The 15,317-nt window shown below is 36.8% G+C and carries 18 protein-coding genes and 1 pseudogene; all 19 read left to right on the top strand.

What is annotated here, in order from left to right:
* Positions 1-79: 79 nt before the first annotated feature.
* The 19 genes and pseudogenes from HUT38_03960 to HUT38_03870 all read left to right on the top strand — a co-directional run bounded on the left by HUT38_03960 (position 80) and on the right by HUT38_03870 (position 15,231).
* Positions 80-562, top strand: coding sequence for a ferritin family protein (locus tag HUT38_03960; GenBank protein NUQ57608.1), 483 nt, complete (start codon positions 80-82; stop codon positions 560-562).
* Between the two features lie 296 nt (positions 563-858).
* The gene (locus HUT38_03955) at positions 859-1,365 is read left to right on the top strand and encodes a UpxY family transcription antiterminator (GenBank protein NUQ57607.1); all 507 of its coding nucleotides are present in this window, start codon (positions 859-861) and stop codon (positions 1,363-1,365) included.
* A 402-nt stretch (positions 1,366-1,767) separates the two neighbouring features.
* On the top strand, positions 1,768-2,079 hold the full coding sequence (locus HUT38_03950) for a hypothetical protein (GenBank protein ID NUQ57606.1): 312 nt from the start codon (positions 1,768-1,770) through the stop codon (positions 2,077-2,079).
* Positions 2,076-2,348 (top strand): hypothetical protein, encoded by a 273-nt coding sequence (locus HUT38_03945; GenBank protein NUQ57605.1) that lies wholly within the window; start codon positions 2,076-2,078, stop codon positions 2,346-2,348. The genes HUT38_03950 and HUT38_03945 overlap by 4 nt, the downstream gene beginning before the upstream one ends.
* A 654-nt stretch (positions 2,349-3,002) precedes the next feature.
* Positions 3,003-3,161 (top strand): DUF3368 domain-containing protein, encoded by a 159-nt coding sequence (locus tag HUT38_03940; protein NUQ57604.1) that lies wholly within the window; start codon positions 3,003-3,005, stop codon positions 3,159-3,161.
* 149 nt (positions 3,162-3,310) lie between these two features.
* Positions 3,311-3,523, top strand: coding sequence for a hypothetical protein (locus HUT38_03935; GenBank protein ID NUQ57603.1), 213 nt, complete (start codon positions 3,311-3,313; stop codon positions 3,521-3,523).
* 777 nt (positions 3,524-4,300) lie between these two features.
* A complete protein-coding gene (locus HUT38_03930) occupies positions 4,301-4,903 on the top strand; it encodes a Uma2 family endonuclease (protein ID NUQ57602.1) in 603 nt (200 codons plus the stop codon).
* 488 nt (positions 4,904-5,391) lie between these two features.
* On the top strand, positions 5,392-5,598 hold the full coding sequence (locus HUT38_03925; GenBank protein ID NUQ57601.1) for a UPF0175 family protein: 207 nt from the start codon (positions 5,392-5,394) through the stop codon (positions 5,596-5,598).
* A gap of 1 nt (position 5,599) precedes the next feature.
* Positions 5,600-5,878 carry a DUF4258 domain-containing protein gene (locus HUT38_03920; protein ID NUQ57600.1) on the top strand — a complete coding sequence of 93 codons (279 nt, stop codon included), beginning with the start codon at positions 5,600-5,602 and terminating at the stop codon, positions 5,876-5,878.
* 234 nt (positions 5,879-6,112) lie between these two features.
* Positions 6,113-6,326: pseudogene (locus HUT38_03915) on the top strand (type II toxin-antitoxin system HicB family antitoxin).
* Positions 6,327-6,482: 156 nt separating this feature from the next.
* Positions 6,483-6,605 carry a four helix bundle protein gene (locus tag HUT38_03910; GenBank protein ID NUQ57599.1) on the top strand — a complete coding sequence of 41 codons (123 nt, stop codon included), beginning with the start codon at positions 6,483-6,485 and terminating at the stop codon, positions 6,603-6,605.
* A gap of 696 nt (positions 6,606-7,301) precedes the next feature.
* A complete protein-coding gene (locus HUT38_03905) occupies positions 7,302-7,754 on the top strand; it encodes a nucleotidyltransferase domain-containing protein (GenBank protein NUQ57598.1) in 453 nt (150 codons plus the stop codon).
* A gap of 635 nt (positions 7,755-8,389) precedes the next feature.
* Complete coding sequence (locus tag HUT38_03900; protein ID NUQ57597.1) at positions 8,390-8,638, top strand: hypothetical protein; 249 nt, start codon at positions 8,390-8,392, stop codon at positions 8,636-8,638.
* A 699-nt stretch (positions 8,639-9,337) separates the two neighbouring features.
* Positions 9,338-11,050, top strand: coding sequence for a hypothetical protein (locus HUT38_03895; GenBank protein ID NUQ57596.1), 1,713 nt, complete (start codon positions 9,338-9,340; stop codon positions 11,048-11,050).
* A gap of 36 nt (positions 11,051-11,086) precedes the next feature.
* A complete protein-coding gene (locus HUT38_03890; protein ID NUQ57595.1) occupies positions 11,087-11,497 on the top strand; it encodes a nucleotidyltransferase domain-containing protein in 411 nt (136 codons plus the stop codon).
* Positions 11,498-11,525: 28 nt separating this feature from the next.
* On the top strand, positions 11,526-11,909 hold the full coding sequence (locus tag HUT38_03885) for a DUF86 domain-containing protein (protein ID NUQ57594.1): 384 nt from the start codon (positions 11,526-11,528) through the stop codon (positions 11,907-11,909).
* Between the two features lie 54 nt (positions 11,910-11,963).
* Complete coding sequence (locus HUT38_03880) at positions 11,964-13,472, top strand: flippase (protein NUQ57593.1); 1,509 nt, start codon at positions 11,964-11,966, stop codon at positions 13,470-13,472.
* A gap of 29 nt (positions 13,473-13,501) precedes the next feature.
* Positions 13,502-14,431 (top strand): glycosyltransferase family 9 protein, encoded by a 930-nt coding sequence (locus HUT38_03875; protein NUQ57592.1) that lies wholly within the window; start codon positions 13,502-13,504, stop codon positions 14,429-14,431.
* Positions 14,432-14,442: 11 nt separating this feature from the next.
* Positions 14,443-15,231 (top strand): cobalamin B12-binding domain-containing protein, encoded by a 789-nt coding sequence (locus HUT38_03870; protein ID NUQ57591.1) that lies wholly within the window; start codon positions 14,443-14,445, stop codon positions 15,229-15,231.
* Positions 15,232-15,317 lie beyond the last annotated feature (86 nt).

The raw sequence follows: 15,317 nt of genomic DNA, 5'->3' as shown, positions 1-15,317 counted from the left end.
GGGAGGTAAAAAACTTACACAAAAATGCATCTGGACTCTGATTTACACTGATGTTTCAATAAGGTGAAATTACATGGCGATGAATGATATCAAAAGCATCTTAGAAACGGCTATTTCAGAAGAAGTGAAGGCAAGTCGATTTTACTCCAATTTTGCATTCCAGATGGAAGATAGGGGTGCGCGCTTAAAATTTGAGGTCATGGCCGCCATTGAGTTAAGGCACTACGAATATCTTCTGTCGTATTATCAGGAGAAATTTCAGCAAACACCCGTTTTGCAAGAATCCGGAGAATGGAAGATTGTCCGGCCTGAAACGCCGTCCATAACGGCATCATTTGGGGAGGCTATTAAGATTATTGTGGACACAGAATGGAGGGCGTATGAATTTTATAAAAAGGCCTTCGAAATCTCAACCGATGAGAACGATCGAAAGATCTTTAAAACGCTTGCTGATATGGAATTATCCCATTATGAACAATTCAGGACAGAATATAATTATCTGACAGAAAGCACAATCCGTTTTGCCAGCGAAGATATCCCGTGGATGATGGAAGTATATTAACCAAAATCTGGATAAGGCATTGTGTAAGGCAGAATATTATTGGAGCCGTTGCAAAGAATTTGAGGAAAAATATGAGGAGTTAAAAAGGTGTATGGAATAGTATCTGCACTAAATGAATCAAAAGAACTTTTTGAATTTTTGTATTGACTTTTTTTTGGAAATGTTTTAAATAGTAAACGTTTAAAAAAATAAACGTTTGCTATTATAAACAATAAGCTCTCATACCTCAAAGAGAGAGAGCCTTTCCTTCCGCAAACAACCGAATAGCGGGAGGAATTATTACAAGAAAAGGAAAAATGGATAGGAACATCGCTTACTGGTTTGCTGTTCATACGAGATCTCGCCATGAAAAGCAGGTTGATTCGTTTCTAAAGGAAAAATACATTGATTCATTCCTTCCCCTTATCAAAACATTAAGCCGCAGAAGAGACAGAAGGGCATTTGTTAACTTGCCTCTCTTTCCTGGATATCTGTTTGTAAATATACCATTAGATAATGTATTTGATGTAATAAGCACAAGAGGTGTGGTAAGAATAATTGGTACTGACCCTCTTACACCGACACCTATTCCAGAGAAACAAGTAAATGATATAAAAATACTGGTAAGTAGTAACGTTAAACTGGATCCTTATAAATATTTACAAAGCGGTACAAAAGTGCGAGTTAAGTCTGGTCCTTTAATGGGGTTAGAGGGTATTCTTTTAAAGAGAAAAGCAAACTACCGGGTGGTTGTTTCGGTAGATTTGTTACAAAGGTCTACGGCGGCGGAAGTTTCAATAGCCGATATCGACTCGATTGATTGAGAAAGAGTAACGGTTTAATGTGCCGCAGAGTTTGCAGAAATTGCAAGTAGAGTAATAGGCAAAGCGCTGTCCTGCTGTTGCGTGTTTTGATTAGGATTTAATCGGTAAAATAATATTAAGTTATTTGTATTATGTAAGTTACATTAATAGTAGCTATGTAACTGAGAGGGACATACTCCCTAATCACCTTACACTTCAAACCGTTCCTATCGCTTTAATTAATACTGTTTCTATTTAATCCTGTAAACAAATATCATGGCCAACCAGGAAGAAATCACACAATATAACATCCTCCAATCAATTGAAAGCGGCGAGCAGATATCCCAACGCCAGCTTTCCTCGCAATTACTTAGTGAATTCCGGAATCCTTATTTATCAATTGAATAGGTAATAATTACAACCGTGCCCGAGAAACAGTATCTAATACTGCTTGATATAGATGTAAGGAAAAGACATTATCACATTACTGAGTCTGGCAAGATTACAAAATTTGTTGTCCAACTGGAGGTAAAAACGGGTGGTGTATGGAAAGAAGTAATACGTTATGATTGCGTGCATGATTTTGCACACAAAGATTGTTATAATATTAAAGGGCAGTGCAGAAAGATAAATCTTTACCTCGATTATGGAGATGCATTAACTTTAGCAGATGATGATATCAATGAAAACTGGGAAATTTATAGGGAGAAGTTTTTAAGAGGAGATATCCCATGATAGACAAAAAGAGATTTGTAGAGAAAAACGGCATGCTTGTTAAGGAATTTGACAGATATGTTCTGGAGTACCCTGAATTTGCTAACAAGATACCCGACAATGCCCTTGTTGTTATGCAAATGGAAGGTGATGAGGAATTTAACAACTGGGCAAGAAAAACAGCACAAAGTATAGCCGAAAAAGATACACCCCTTGTGTATATAACGATCACTGAATTAAAACCGGTCCGCTCACGGATAGAGAAATTAAAGCTTGAATTAGTTGGTTGAAGCTTATTGCTTGTCAATCTGTTAGCTAGAGAACGGATATTCATGTTTCTGCATTTTGAGACGCAGTATGTGCAAGTCATAAAAGGAGGTCATAAATGACTGTTATGTCACCAAAATTGGGTGAGGTTCTGGTCAAAACAACGCATTCAAAAAACACTATGAAGAGATTAAAGGACAGTGGATATAAGCCAATTTCTCCTTTTACTACTTGAAGGTCTTTCTAAACTTCAGTTTGTTGAGAAGGTAGATATTCAGACAGAGGTATTTGTCCTTAAAGGCCGAGCAATATTAAAGAACAATCGTTTTTTACAGAGATATTAAAAATTGCTCTAACAGGAAAAATACATAACCTTGAACAGTGAACCTTGAACTTATAAAAATGAAAAACTTAACCTTTTTACCCATTTTCTCATCAGCTTGAACTGTTTGAACTATTTTAATCCGTTTCATACTTTGCTTTCTGATTGACCATTTAACGAATTTAATCTTTGTCGTAACAGTTTAGTTTTTGAAAATGTCAATAGTTGAAAAATGCCTTTGCGTCAATTTTTATGTAGAGGCAATTCATGAATTGCCTCTACAGGGTAAAATAATCGCCTCGTTAGTGGATATTTTCAAAAAACTAAAATGCTACCAAGGACTGTTAATCTGAAAATGATCGGTACAGTTGGTGTTATTAGATTTGCATGGACAAAAGGCTTAATAAAAGAACCAATCCATGAGATAAATAAGTTACGGATGAACGGCTTCTGGATAAGTGAGAAAATTATCAAACAGTTTGAAAAAGATATAGAGGGTAAGATGTCGTCTTGATTTTTGAGAAATCTTGCCTGCTTGTATAAGAATTTGCAGGGGGAAGATATAATGCCAGACAATAAAAATAATTTGCTAATTTAAAAACAAAATCGAATTATGATGGAAATGAAATAACACTGTCAGAAGCATTAGAGATCAGGAAAAATTTGATAAAAGATATTAATGTATTAAGTGATAAATTAAACGAATCTGCATATGTGAAAATTATTCACAAAGAAGGAAGAGATATCATAAAAGAGCCGAAACAAAAATTTAATGATGTTTATCAAAACTATGAAAATTTACTAAAAAAACTAAGAAAGCTAAATCAAGAAATTCATAGGATTAATCATACTGAAACTGTTAATTTTAAGGAATAACCCTGCCAGAAATTTTGTAACACTTTAGCTTTTTGGAAATCCAATATATAAAATACCATGTAACCCCGTTAGGGGTGGTCTGTTTGTAGCTCAATAAAAGTTGCCAGGGTAAATAGCTCCGTAGGAGCGGCCTGTATGATTCATAGAAAAACCGGCCGCTCCTGATGGAGCTAAACCTATACGGCGTTCTCTTATCTACAAACAGGTCGCTCCTATGGAGCTTGTAAATAATACTTTTTCAAAAAACTAAATTGTTACGAAATTTTTCGAGCAATTGACAATATATCGTGCAAAGCACTAACACTTTTAACAGTATGAATAAAGGAGACAGGGGAGCAAGAGCGAAACTACTGTGAAGTAGGATAGCCCGAAACCCAATAGCGTAAATTGGGAGTGGAGACGTCAATTATCCACTTTAAACTAAGTTTGACAAGTGCTTGGAACACTCGGGTTCGATTCCCTATTTTACAACTTACTATTTCTTCATTACCATTTACAAATTTACATAATACCACTTACAAGATGGCTCCGCGTCTCCTTATTGACAAAAGGAATCTTATGAGAAAGGGAATTGAAACTGGCGAAATTTGGAGTATCACCTTTTCAATATTCTATAGAGGAAATCAAAGAGGAACTAGCCCGTGGGTAATCTGTGGGTTTGCAACACATCTCCCCTTATACTACTCCATAGAATAGGACGGCTTGAGCTTTTAACTACTTTGTGCGAAAAGCTTGTAATTCCAAAAGGAGAGAATATCAAAAATAGGAGTAAATATTATGAGTAAAGAAACAGAAACTTTAGTTGAAGAAAGGAAAAAAAGAAGAAAAATACCAAAAGAACTTATCTATGAAATGACGAGAGGAAGTCCAATATATTACAGAGATTATGATAAGGTTTTGGCTGGCGGAAAAACACTGGAGGAGGTTAGGGGAAGCAGTGGGTTGCAATCATATCTGATTACCCTTATTTTAAATCTTTTATTGTCAAAATTAAGTGGTAAATATGTGGTCTTATCGAACGAGGTGGGGTTTAAATTTCCTCCAAAAAGCCGGAGGAATCTGGATATTGCGATTTTTGAGAAAGAAAAAGTAAAGGATTCTTTGCTTAAGGACGAGTATATTGCAGTTCCGCCCAAGGTTGTTATTGAAGTAGATACAAAAGCTGATTTAAAAAAATACGGTGATGTTACTCATTATATAAACGAAAAAACAGATGATTTGCTTGGTTCGGGGGTAGAAAGGGTAATATGGGTGCTTATGAAGGAACGAAAGGTTATGGTCGCGGAAAAAGGCAAGAGGTGGTTTATCACCGATTGGGATGATGAAATAAATTATATTGAAGACATAAAATGCTCCATAAATCAATTGTTGAAAATGTAAATTTGCAGGAAACCGCTTCTTACAAAATTGATAAAATAGTAACATTTTAGTTTTTTGAAATAAAATCTGCCTGTAAAGGGTATGATTTGTAGTGGCAAGGCGTGCCTTGCCACTACAAAGAAAATGTTCTATTCATGTTATATAACAGGCACACGTGAACATCTTTTTCAAAAAACTAAAATGTTACATAAAATATTGAAAGTCTTTTAAGCGGCATTCACAGGCAAAGAGAAAGAAGATATGTAAGGGCCGGGGTTCACCTGAAAATTATGGTATAACCACTAAGAATACTAAGGACGCAAAAATCACAAGGATGGGAAAATGTAGGGGCTGAAAATCTTCAACCCCTACGTTGCGTACGGACTATTGTAATAATTATTGATTTTCATATCCCTTTGTGACCGTTAGGTCATGGACGTTTCATTATAAGTGGAGATGCCGGTCTTGGGTATTTTGATGAATTCAAAGTCAAATAATAGGGTGATATTATGAAAACAGAAGAAATTAAGATAAAATATCCAGTGGGTTTGGAACATGCAATTCACATGACAAAGGATGAACTGGAACAGCATATATGCTTGATGGCTGCATTGAAGATGTTTGAACTTGGAAAGATATCATTGGGCAAGGCTGCTGAGCTTGCAGGAATGTCGCGTAGGGGAAGATGTAAAGTATGCAAAAGAGAAATAAGTTAGTATGAAGATTATATGGACAAAACATGCTGAAGAACGACAGAAGGAATGGGAGAAAAGGCTTGGAGTTACAAGACAGGAAGTGGAAGATTTGGTAAACTATCCTGAACAAATTGTTCCTGGCGACATGGATGCGCTTGTTGCGCAGACAAAAACTCGTAAAGGTTTATTGCGAGTTCCTTTTGTAGAAATCGAAGGGAAGAGAAAACTTTTGACTGTTTATTGGACCAGTAAAATAGAGAGATACTGGAAGGAGGAAAAAGAGAATGCGGATAAAATATGATAGCGAAGCGGACGTTCTCCTCTTTATTCTTCGTGATGACCCTCCGGTGGATGCGATTGAGGAGCCAGGTGGGGTCATTGTGGTCAGTGTGGAATTTCTGAATGCGTCGGTACGCCGGTTAATCCAGTCAGGTGAAGTCAGTATTACTCTCCAATCTAAAAAAGTTGCTATAACATGATCCTGGGACTTTGAATAGTATTTTGAAACAAGCAAAATTGAAAGAGGTTAAGCAGCATGCACCGTTTCCTTATTGTGATCGAAAAAGCAAATGATAACTTATTCTGCATATTCATCTGATTTACCGGGATGCGTGTCTATTGGCGCAACTCATGGTGAAATAGAGCAAAATATGTATGAAGCCATTGAATTGCATTTGCAAGGTTTGAAAGAAGATGGGTTATCTATCCCTAAGTCGACTTCCTTTGCAGAGTATATTGCCATCAGATAAAATTTCGGTACAGGTACTTCCACTAACACAGCACAAATGGATAAATCCCAAATGCTGTTTTTCCCAAAGACTCCTGATGCTACAGAGGACACTCTCTTTTAAAAACAGCACCGACCTCTGACCTCCGACCTCTGCCATAACGAACCTCTGGATAATATGAAAATTGAATCAGCTAAGGATTTGCGAGTGTATCAGAAAGCTTATGCACTTGCTATGGAACTGTTTGAACTTTCTAAAGAATTTCCCTGTGAAGAGCGTTTTGTTTACCCTGTTAAATAAAAGAGCAATGATTCCTTTTGTTATCAATCTTTAAACTTCAATATATAGGAAAATTAGGCACAATCGATATTTTATTATTAAACAGGGCGGGCAGATCAAATACGCCAATCATCAAGATCGGTTTGCACTAACTCCAGCCCTGTTAAATAGCATTGGATTAAGTGTGTTTTATACATACGTTTTGCAGAGTCTGAAAGATCATGTTTGGAAAAATGATTAACAATCCTGATTCTTTTCTAATTCATATGGAATGAAGTCAGACCTCAGACCTCCGACTTCTGACCTCTTATTATGATAATCAAAATGAGATAGAAAAAGATATCGTGGAAAATGATGATGAGGATTCTCTAAGGAATATTATTAGATGATAAAGCTGTATCTTAATGAAGATGTCCCGGAAGCTATCGCTGTGGCATTGAGATTAAGAGGATATAAGGTTAGAAACGATATAATTTGGTTAAGTAATTGGGTTACATGACGTCGTCTTAATTTTTTAGAACGTATCAAAAAAATATCAATAATAGAGAAACTGAAGAATGGATTAGAGAGATTTTTGCTGATTAGATGTGTAGGTTGTCAACTTGTAGGCTTGTTAGCTTGTCAGCCTGTTTTGCCCTTTGCTTGTTTTCTGCTTACTCCCTACTGCCTACTATTTACTCTTCATAAAAAAGCATCATCCTATAAAAGCTAACAGACATGTTATACTCACAGCGTGAGCTACAAAACATATTAGAAAATTATTTTAAAGAAATCGCTGATACTTATGGAGTCGAAATGGCCTTTCTCTATGGCTCATGGGCAAGAGGATACCCAAAAGAATCTTCAGATGTAGATATTGCTATTGTCTTCTCTGAAACAGATGATGAAGATGAGGTTTTTGGGAAGATAACAGATATAACACTTTCTTTAATGGGAAAAATAAAGTTAGAGATAAATATCATCCCGGTCTTTTTGGATTTTAGAAAACCTATACTCTATTATAATGCAATAGTCCTTGGGATACCCGTATTTATCAGAGATCAAAACAGGTATGCAGCTTTACTCAACGAAGCTATATTTCAGATGGAAGATTTTAGTATATTTGGCACACGATGGCAGCTGGAGATTGCGGAGAAAAATCTGGTGGAGTTGAGACATGCCGGAGTTTAGATATGCGAGAGGGAGAATAGAAGAGTCCCTCCAATTTCTGACTGAGGAGATAAAGGAATTTAACTTAGAGTATGCAGATAAAACATTACATGCATATCAGGAAGACAAAAAACTCCAGAAATTAATTCAATTGATTTTGGAACGGGAAAAGAAGAAACGGTAAAATATGAAAGGTCTTTTAAGCAACATTCGTAGGCAAAGAAAGAGATAGAAAAAGGGGAGGTCTTATATAATGGATAACGAAATGACAATGGAAAGGAATTAAATGGAGGAACCCCCAAAGGGTGAGGATTGGCACAAAAGGCTGTTGCTGGATATGAGCTTTAATTAGGCCTTACACCACTTTTTGGAACATACAGGTAGGAGCCATCTCCTGACGGCGATTGGCAATTCACAACGGATTGCACGCGTCACAGGTCGCCAACAGGAGTTGCCTCCTACCTGCATAACTTTGAATTTCCTTAACGTTGAATATAGGCGAAAGACCTCCTGTAATTTCAAGGGAATTATATAGCAAACTTTTAACGTTTCTGGGTTTTAGATATGCAGTAAGGCAGGTTTACGATTTTGAGCTGGATGAGAAAAGGCTAGAGGCCTTGTTAGTCCATTTTGAACCTGTATTAGGTCATTTTTGAATCACAGGTACCTATAACAAAACGTCAGGAGGAGGGGAACAAAAATTGTATGTAAATGGTCAGCTGGTGAATACCGAGTTCCACCCGGCGGGGAATACGATTGTGCCGTTGACCGCGTATTCAGGCATGAGGATCAGGTATTCAAGGGTGAATGCGGGGTATTTCAACGGCATTCTTGACAACGTTTGCCTCTATAATCGCGGCCCTGAGCGACCAGGAGGTGATGGACATTTATATAATAGCCCATGAAGCCTTCAACGGCAAAGATGCAGTAAGCCGGCAGTGAGTGGAATGACGTCACGCTGAGCGAAGCAGAAGTGGTAACGATAGTAAACATCTTAAATAAGGTGAATGTAATAGCCATTGCGAGCGGCAGCGAAGCAATCCTACCAGAGTGACTCCGTCGTGAGATCAATCGAACGATTGCTCCAGGCTGATACCCTCGATGGCAACTTTCTTTAAGCGTTTACTATTGATTTCATTGTCGATATTTTTCAAAAAGCTAAACTATTGAGAATTTTTTATTTTTTATATTGACTTTTTTCTTAGAAATGTTTTAAATACTAAACGTTTAAAAAATTAAACGTTTGCTATTATAAACAAAGATCAATCTCACATATCTCTCAATAGAGAGACCCTCAGTTCTTCCCCGCAGATTTATAACCTGCGGGAAGAATTTATTATGCTACATTGCTACAACCAAGATATCACCTACGCAAGCGTAGTGACAGGAAAAAGTCAACAAGGACATAATTCAAAGAAACGAAAAGCATCACCCCTCATGGAAAAGGAATTTGCATTTAAAGTAAAAAAGCAACGCATTGGAAGATGTCGCTTCTGTAGTAAAAATTTTTTTTCCAATGGAGCATATAGACCTGTAATTGTTTAAGAATAATGCCTTATTTGCTTCTAATATCTTTTGGAATTTACCATACGAAAATCTGATACATGAAAACTCTGGGAATCCATATAGGGCATGACAGCGGCAGTTCTTTAATAATTGACGGGCAAATAGTGGCAGATGTATCAGAAGAGAGGTTTGTCCGGATAAAACATTATGCAGGGTTGCCGGTAAATTCTATACATTTTTGCCTGACTGCTGGAAAAATCTCTTTTGATGAACTTGATTTCATTGCCATATCGAGTGAAATAACCGATCCCAAGCTTAAAACACTCCTTAACTTATCAGATGAACGCTTTCATCAAATTATAACAAATAACCTGCCTCAAATCTCCTTTGGTACAAGAGTAAAAAACATAATCAAAAATAGAACGACGTATCACGAGTCCCCTCCACTTTACATGAATTTTTATAATCTTGCGCCAAAGACCAAAGTAATCAAAGTAGATCACCATGTATCTCACGCATCAACTGCCTATTATACTTCGGGTTTTCAAGACTGTTTAATAATCACTTGTGATGGAGTTGGAGATGGAACCTCCGTGGCTGTTTGGAATGGTTCTTGTGGAAATATAAAGGAAATTAAAAGATATGGCACATCGGGTTCTTTTGGATGGTTCTATAGCTTAGTTACTGAGGCATTAGGATGGTGGGTAGGTGACGGAGAAGGGAAGACCATGGGTCTTGCACCTTATGGCGATAGAAAAGCTGTCCTTGATAAAGCAGTTTTCCTTCATTACTTACCACGCTATCAAAACGGAGAAATCACAAAAGGGGTGGATTTTGGCGCCGTTAAATATTTTAAAGAATTTGATGCTTTTCATTGGCATTTTCCCGATGCAATAAAAATACAAAAAGTAGTTCAGGGTTATGGGTCGGAAAATGTTGCAGCTGAAGCACAGGAGTTACTCGAAGAATCATTATTGAGCTTTATCAGATACTGGATTAAAAAAGAGAATTCAAGGAACCTGGCGACTGCAGGCGGGGTATTTTTAAATGTTAAATTAAATCAAAAAATAATTGAGGATAACATCGTAGAAAATTATTATATTTTCCCCAACGCAGGGGATGCCGGCCTTGCATTAGGGGCAGCTTTGCACGTATCGAAAAAATTTTCTAAAGAAAATACTACGCAAAAGATCGATCATATTTACTGGGGTCCCTGTTATAGCAACGACGAGATCGAATCTATCTTAAAAGAAAGAAACCTTTCCTATAGAAAAAGTGACAATATTGCCCAAGAAGCGGCAAAGGCATTGGCCGGGCAGAAAATAATAGGCTGGTTCCAGGGAAAGATGGAGTCGGGTCCCAGGGCTTTAGGTGGTAGATCCATTTTATTCGATCCTGGCAAACCAGAAAACAAAGATATTATAAATATGCGGGTAAAGTTCAGGGAGCCTTTCAGGCCCTTTTGCCCTTCCATCATGGAAGAATATGCCCACGAATATCTCTCCACTTCTTATAAAGACCGGTACATGATAAGTGCCTGTAATGTAAAAAATGATAAAAGGAACGTTATTCCGGCGGTAACGCACGTAGACGGAACCTGCAGGCCACAATTGATTTCACGACAGACAAATAGAAGGTTTTGGGAATTGCTCGACAACTTTCGACAATATACAGGTGTGCCGGTAATCCTTAATACATCCTTTAATATCAAGGGAGAACCTATTGTTTGCAGTCCGAGAGACGCCGTCAAATGTTTTTTTGATACAGGGCTGGATCTTTTGTGCATAGGAGATTTTATTGTAAGCAAATAAGAGTAAGATTTGTTTTTTTTGTGAGGCAGTTTTCAAGTGCGCGATATTCTTAAAAATTACTTTGAAGGGCGAGTGGACGTCGCTTTTGCCTTCCTTTTTGGATCGGCGATAAGGGGCAAAATTCGGAAGGAAGGTGATGTGGATGTCGGTGTATACTTTTGGCCTGAAAAGGATATTGAATGGGAAGCATTTGGTAAAGTTTATCCGGGAGAAGCAAGAATAGGTCTTGATTTAGAAAGGATATTAAAAAAGGAAGTCGATCTCATCGTGCTTAATAGAGCACGCTCTATTCTTGCAGATGAGATTGTAAGAAAAGGGCATCCTATAATAATCAAAGATAAAGGGCTGTTTATGGATTTTTTATGTATTGTCAGTGACGAGGCAGAATATGTAAGGGATTGGTTATCGACATATTATCTGGAGACAAGGCTTGTCTCGGGAAGATAAATTAAAGCTTATTCCTCATGTAACTTATTTGGAAAATGAAATACAATTTCTTTCAAAATATAAGAAAGAAGTTGATTGGAAAGTTTATCAATCCGTGAGGGAAAAAAGATTGGAAATAGAGAGGTGGATTGAATGTCTCATCAATGCCACCTTAGATATATCAAAGATGCTCACGACTTTGCAAGGTGAGGAAGTTCCTGAAACGTCAAGGGAGATACTTTTCAAAATAGCTTCCCGTGTCTATAAGGAAGAAAATAAAGCAGAGACCTTCTCTCAGTTTGCCAAAATAAGAAATACCCTTGCCCATCGATACCTTGATATAAGGTGGCAAGATATAAAAATGTTCCTTCAGATAGCTTCTAAGATATATCCACCATTTTTAGAATATGTAAAGCATGAAATTGAATCGTAAAATTGACTGCTATTTACTGCCTATTAAATACAAACAACTAACAGCTGGAAAAAAATGACCTCTGAAATATACAAAAAAATCGGAACAAACTCGATTTACAATCTCATCCGTAGGTTTGTCACACTTCCTATAGGATTAATTCTACCTCCTATAACAATTAAATATATTGGAGTGGAGGGATATGGCATATGGGTTTTGATACAGACACTCATAACATATACCTCTCTTATGGATATGGGTTTAAGCCCTGCTATTACAAAGTATACGGCTGAATATGAGGCACGTGAAGACCATTTTAAGATTCTACAAATCTTCAATACGCTATTTGTTGTGTATGTGGTTTTATGTTTTATATTGTTTGTCATAGTATTCTCATGCGGTGGGCTGATTATAGATTTATTTATCAAATCTACTAAGATATCGAAAGAAACTGTATTTTTTGTGCTGATTACATCGAGTTTGGTTTTTTGCTGTAATATGGTTTTTAGTGTGTACTCTTCTTTTCTCAATGGTATGCAAAGAATGGACATAACAAATAAGATTGGCAGTATATCATCTATAAGTAATTTCATCTTTTCGATTGTATTTTTATATCTTGGCGGAGGAATTAAAAGCCTCGCTGTTGCAAGTGGAATATCCTGCATAATTACTTCCACTATGTACATACATGCCAGCAAAAAAATCGCACCCTATTTAGTTTTTAATCCTTTCCTGTTTAGTTTTAAAACAATAAAAGAGATTTGGGGATTTAGTAGTTATGGTGCTATGGGTAATCTGGTAGCAATGATACATTTTCAATCGGACAAACTCATTATAAGCTATTTTCTTGGTGTAAACAGTTTAGCCTTTTATGACATTGCTCACCGATTGGTATTTTTTATCTGGGGGCTATGTGGCTCCTTGATTACCCCTATTATGCCTGCAATATCTCATACCCATGCAAAATATGGATCGGAAGGATCGAAAGAAGTTTTTCAAACAATCTTTAAATATACAACATTAATTGCTTGTCCTTTATTTTTGTTCGTTTCTGTCTTTGCAGACAAACTAATACTTGTCTGGTTAGGTACCGGTTATGGGAATGCAATTTCTGTTCTAAGAGTTTTATCTCTAGCATACTTTCTCAATATACTTTCTGGGCCTGGTGCGTCAATTTTAACTGGTATGGGGTTCTATAAGATTCCATTTCATGGGGGAGTGATTACTGCTATAACTACAATTTTGTTGTGCCCAATTCTTATTATAAAATTCGGCATTTTAGGAAGTGCAATTGGAATTATGTCGGCTTATGGAATAGGAGTTTTTTATCTATTTATTCAATTACAAAAGGTCTTTGATACTTTCTCAATACCTCGCATTTTATATAATTCATTAGTATTTCCGGTAGTAACAAGTATGTCCATTTTTCTTGCAACAAGCACCTTAATAAAATATTTCGTTATCAACAAATACTTTGAATTAATACCTGCCTGTATATCCCTTTTAATTGCATATTGTTTAATAACTTTTAAAGATAGAAGGTATCGTGCTATATGGGAATCTATTTCTGCTATTCGTTTATAAAAGTTCAAAATTGAATATTAGGGAAAACCATGCACAAAGAAAAAGTTCTAATTATTAAGCTAGGTTATTCAGAAACCCTGGATGGTGAGATCGGGATGATAACGAGCCTGGGGGATGTACTTAGGAGCACCGTATTGCTGCATCTTTACAAAAATGCCCATGTTACTTGGCTTGTGGATGAGAAGGCATTCCTACTACTCAAAGGGAATCCTTTTATCCATAGAATACTTTCTTATGACCTTACCTCTGTGCTGCAATTACAGTCAGAACGATTTGATACAGTCATTAACCTTGAAAAGGTACCTGGAGTATGCGCTTTTTCAGATTCTATCAATGCCTGGCGTCGATATGGTTTTCGGTTTGATCCAGAAAAAGGTGTCGCTCTTGCCTACGATGGCTCTCAACATGTATTAGAGATTTGTATGTATCAGGAATATAAGAAAAAAACAAAAAAGCATTGGGAAGAAATCTTGTTTGAGATGGTAGGGGCAAAATGGCAAGGCGAAGGTTGTATCCTTGGATACAAACCGCAGTCCAGCGTTATGTATGACATAGGCTTTAATTATGATGTAGGTAAAAAATGGCCAAACAAGGCATGGCCTATGGAATATTGGAAAGAACTAGAAAAACTTATTGGCAATAAGTACACAATCTCCTGGCAACAAGGATTGAAAAACATTGAAGAATACTTTGAGTGGATAAATTCCTGCAATGTTTTTGTTACCAATGATAGCTTGGGTTTACATATTGCCAGTGCTTTAAACAAAAAGACAATTGCACTTTTCGGGCCTACACTAGCCTCCGAAATCTATGTACAGAATGGTATAAAATTATTACCCCAAATTGATTACAGTTGTATACCCTGTTTGAGTCCAAGGTGTACACAAAGTAAACCATGCATGAATTATATAGCGCCTATGATGATTTATGATACTATAAAAAAGATTATCAAAGGATAATTGTCAACATTATGAATAAAAAAATGATAGTGCTAATTTCGCCTCCCCCAATCACTATAGACTGGACTCCCAAAAAAGTATTAAGTGGAAGCTCTGGGATCAGGATGGGACTCCTATCTATAGGCAGTGTATTGAGTCAGCACGGTTACAACGTAAAAATATTAGATGGTATCTTGGGCAAAGTGGATTTGGCCTCTGAATTAAATCAAATAAATCCTCAAGAGACACTATTTGTAGGTATTTCCTCTATGACAGCCCAATTACCATCTGCAGTAAAAGCAGCAACTATCATCCGAGGAAAGTATCCATCTTTACCTATTATTTGGGGAGGAGTCCATGCAACACTCTTTCCTGAAGAGACATGCGCGGATAGTTTGGTAGACATAGTTGTTATCGGAGAGGGGGAATATACTTGTTTGGAATTAGCAGAATCTCTTTCGGGGTTAAAGGGACTTAACTCTATTAAAGGTATTGTGTACAAAAACAGGGAAGGCAAGACAATTTTTACTGGAAATAGAAATCACCACGATTTAGATGCATTGCCGTTTCCAAACTACGAACTATTTAATTTAGATGACTATTTATATAGGGCTATAATTGACAGCGAAAATATTAAAAACAGAAAATTTGGTAAAATGTTAAGCATTCATTCAGGTATGGGATGCCCGTACAAATGCACCTTTTGTATTAATACCACGGTTTATCGTGAGGGAAAGTATTATACTAAAAGTCCGTATAGAGGTAAATCTGCAACGAGGCTTCTTGATGAAATTGAAATTTTATTGGGTGTAACACTTTAGTTCTTTGAAAAATTAACAAGCGATTTTATAGGCCAACCCAGAAGGCGTTTTTACCGTCAGGGCGTTTTTGGCAATTGCCAGAAGGT

It is taken from the genome of Candidatus Paceibacter sp. (assembly GCA_013360865.1).
Classification (GTDB): domain Bacteria; phylum Patescibacteriota; class Minisyncoccia; order UBA9983; family UBA9983; genus SURF-57.
Note: the sequence above shows the minus strand (reverse complement) of the source record. Positions and strands in the feature narration are given on the sequence as shown.

Excerpts from the sequence above, each read along its gene's own strand:
- HUT38_03925 (NUQ57601.1), top strand. The coding sequence starts at position 5,392 with ATGAAAACAGAAGAAATTAAGATAAAATATCCAGTGGGTTTGGAACAT.
- HUT38_03940 (NUQ57604.1), top strand. The coding sequence starts at position 3,003 with ATGATCGGTACAGTTGGTGTTATTAGATTTGCATGGACAAAAGGCTTA.
- HUT38_03870 (NUQ57591.1), top strand. The coding sequence starts at position 14,443 with ATGAATAAAAAAATGATAGTGCTAATTTCGCCTCCCCCAATCACTATA.
- HUT38_03905 (NUQ57598.1), top strand. The coding sequence starts at position 7,302 with ATGTTATACTCACAGCGTGAGCTACAAAACATATTAGAAAATTATTTT.
- HUT38_03880 (NUQ57593.1), top strand. The coding sequence starts at position 11,964 with ATGACCTCTGAAATATACAAAAAAATCGGAACAAACTCGATTTACAAT.
- HUT38_03930 (NUQ57602.1), top strand. The coding sequence starts at position 4,301 with ATGAGTAAAGAAACAGAAACTTTAGTTGAAGAAAGGAAAAAAAGAAGA.
- HUT38_03920 (NUQ57600.1), top strand. The coding sequence starts at position 5,600 with ATGAAGATTATATGGACAAAACATGCTGAAGAACGACAGAAGGAATGG.
- HUT38_03875 (NUQ57592.1), top strand. The coding sequence starts at position 13,502 with ATGCACAAAGAAAAAGTTCTAATTATTAAGCTAGGTTATTCAGAAACC.
- HUT38_03955 (NUQ57607.1), top strand. The coding sequence starts at position 859 with ATGGATAGGAACATCGCTTACTGGTTTGCTGTTCATACGAGATCTCGC.
- HUT38_03960 (NUQ57608.1), top strand. The coding sequence starts at position 80 with ATGAATGATATCAAAAGCATCTTAGAAACGGCTATTTCAGAAGAAGTG.
- HUT38_03895 (NUQ57596.1), top strand. The coding sequence starts at position 9,338 with ATGAAAACTCTGGGAATCCATATAGGGCATGACAGCGGCAGTTCTTTA.
- HUT38_03945 (NUQ57605.1), top strand. The coding sequence starts at position 2,076 with ATGATAGACAAAAAGAGATTTGTAGAGAAAAACGGCATGCTTGTTAAG.
- HUT38_03910 (NUQ57599.1), top strand. The coding sequence starts at position 6,483 with ATGAAAATTGAATCAGCTAAGGATTTGCGAGTGTATCAGAAAGCTTAT.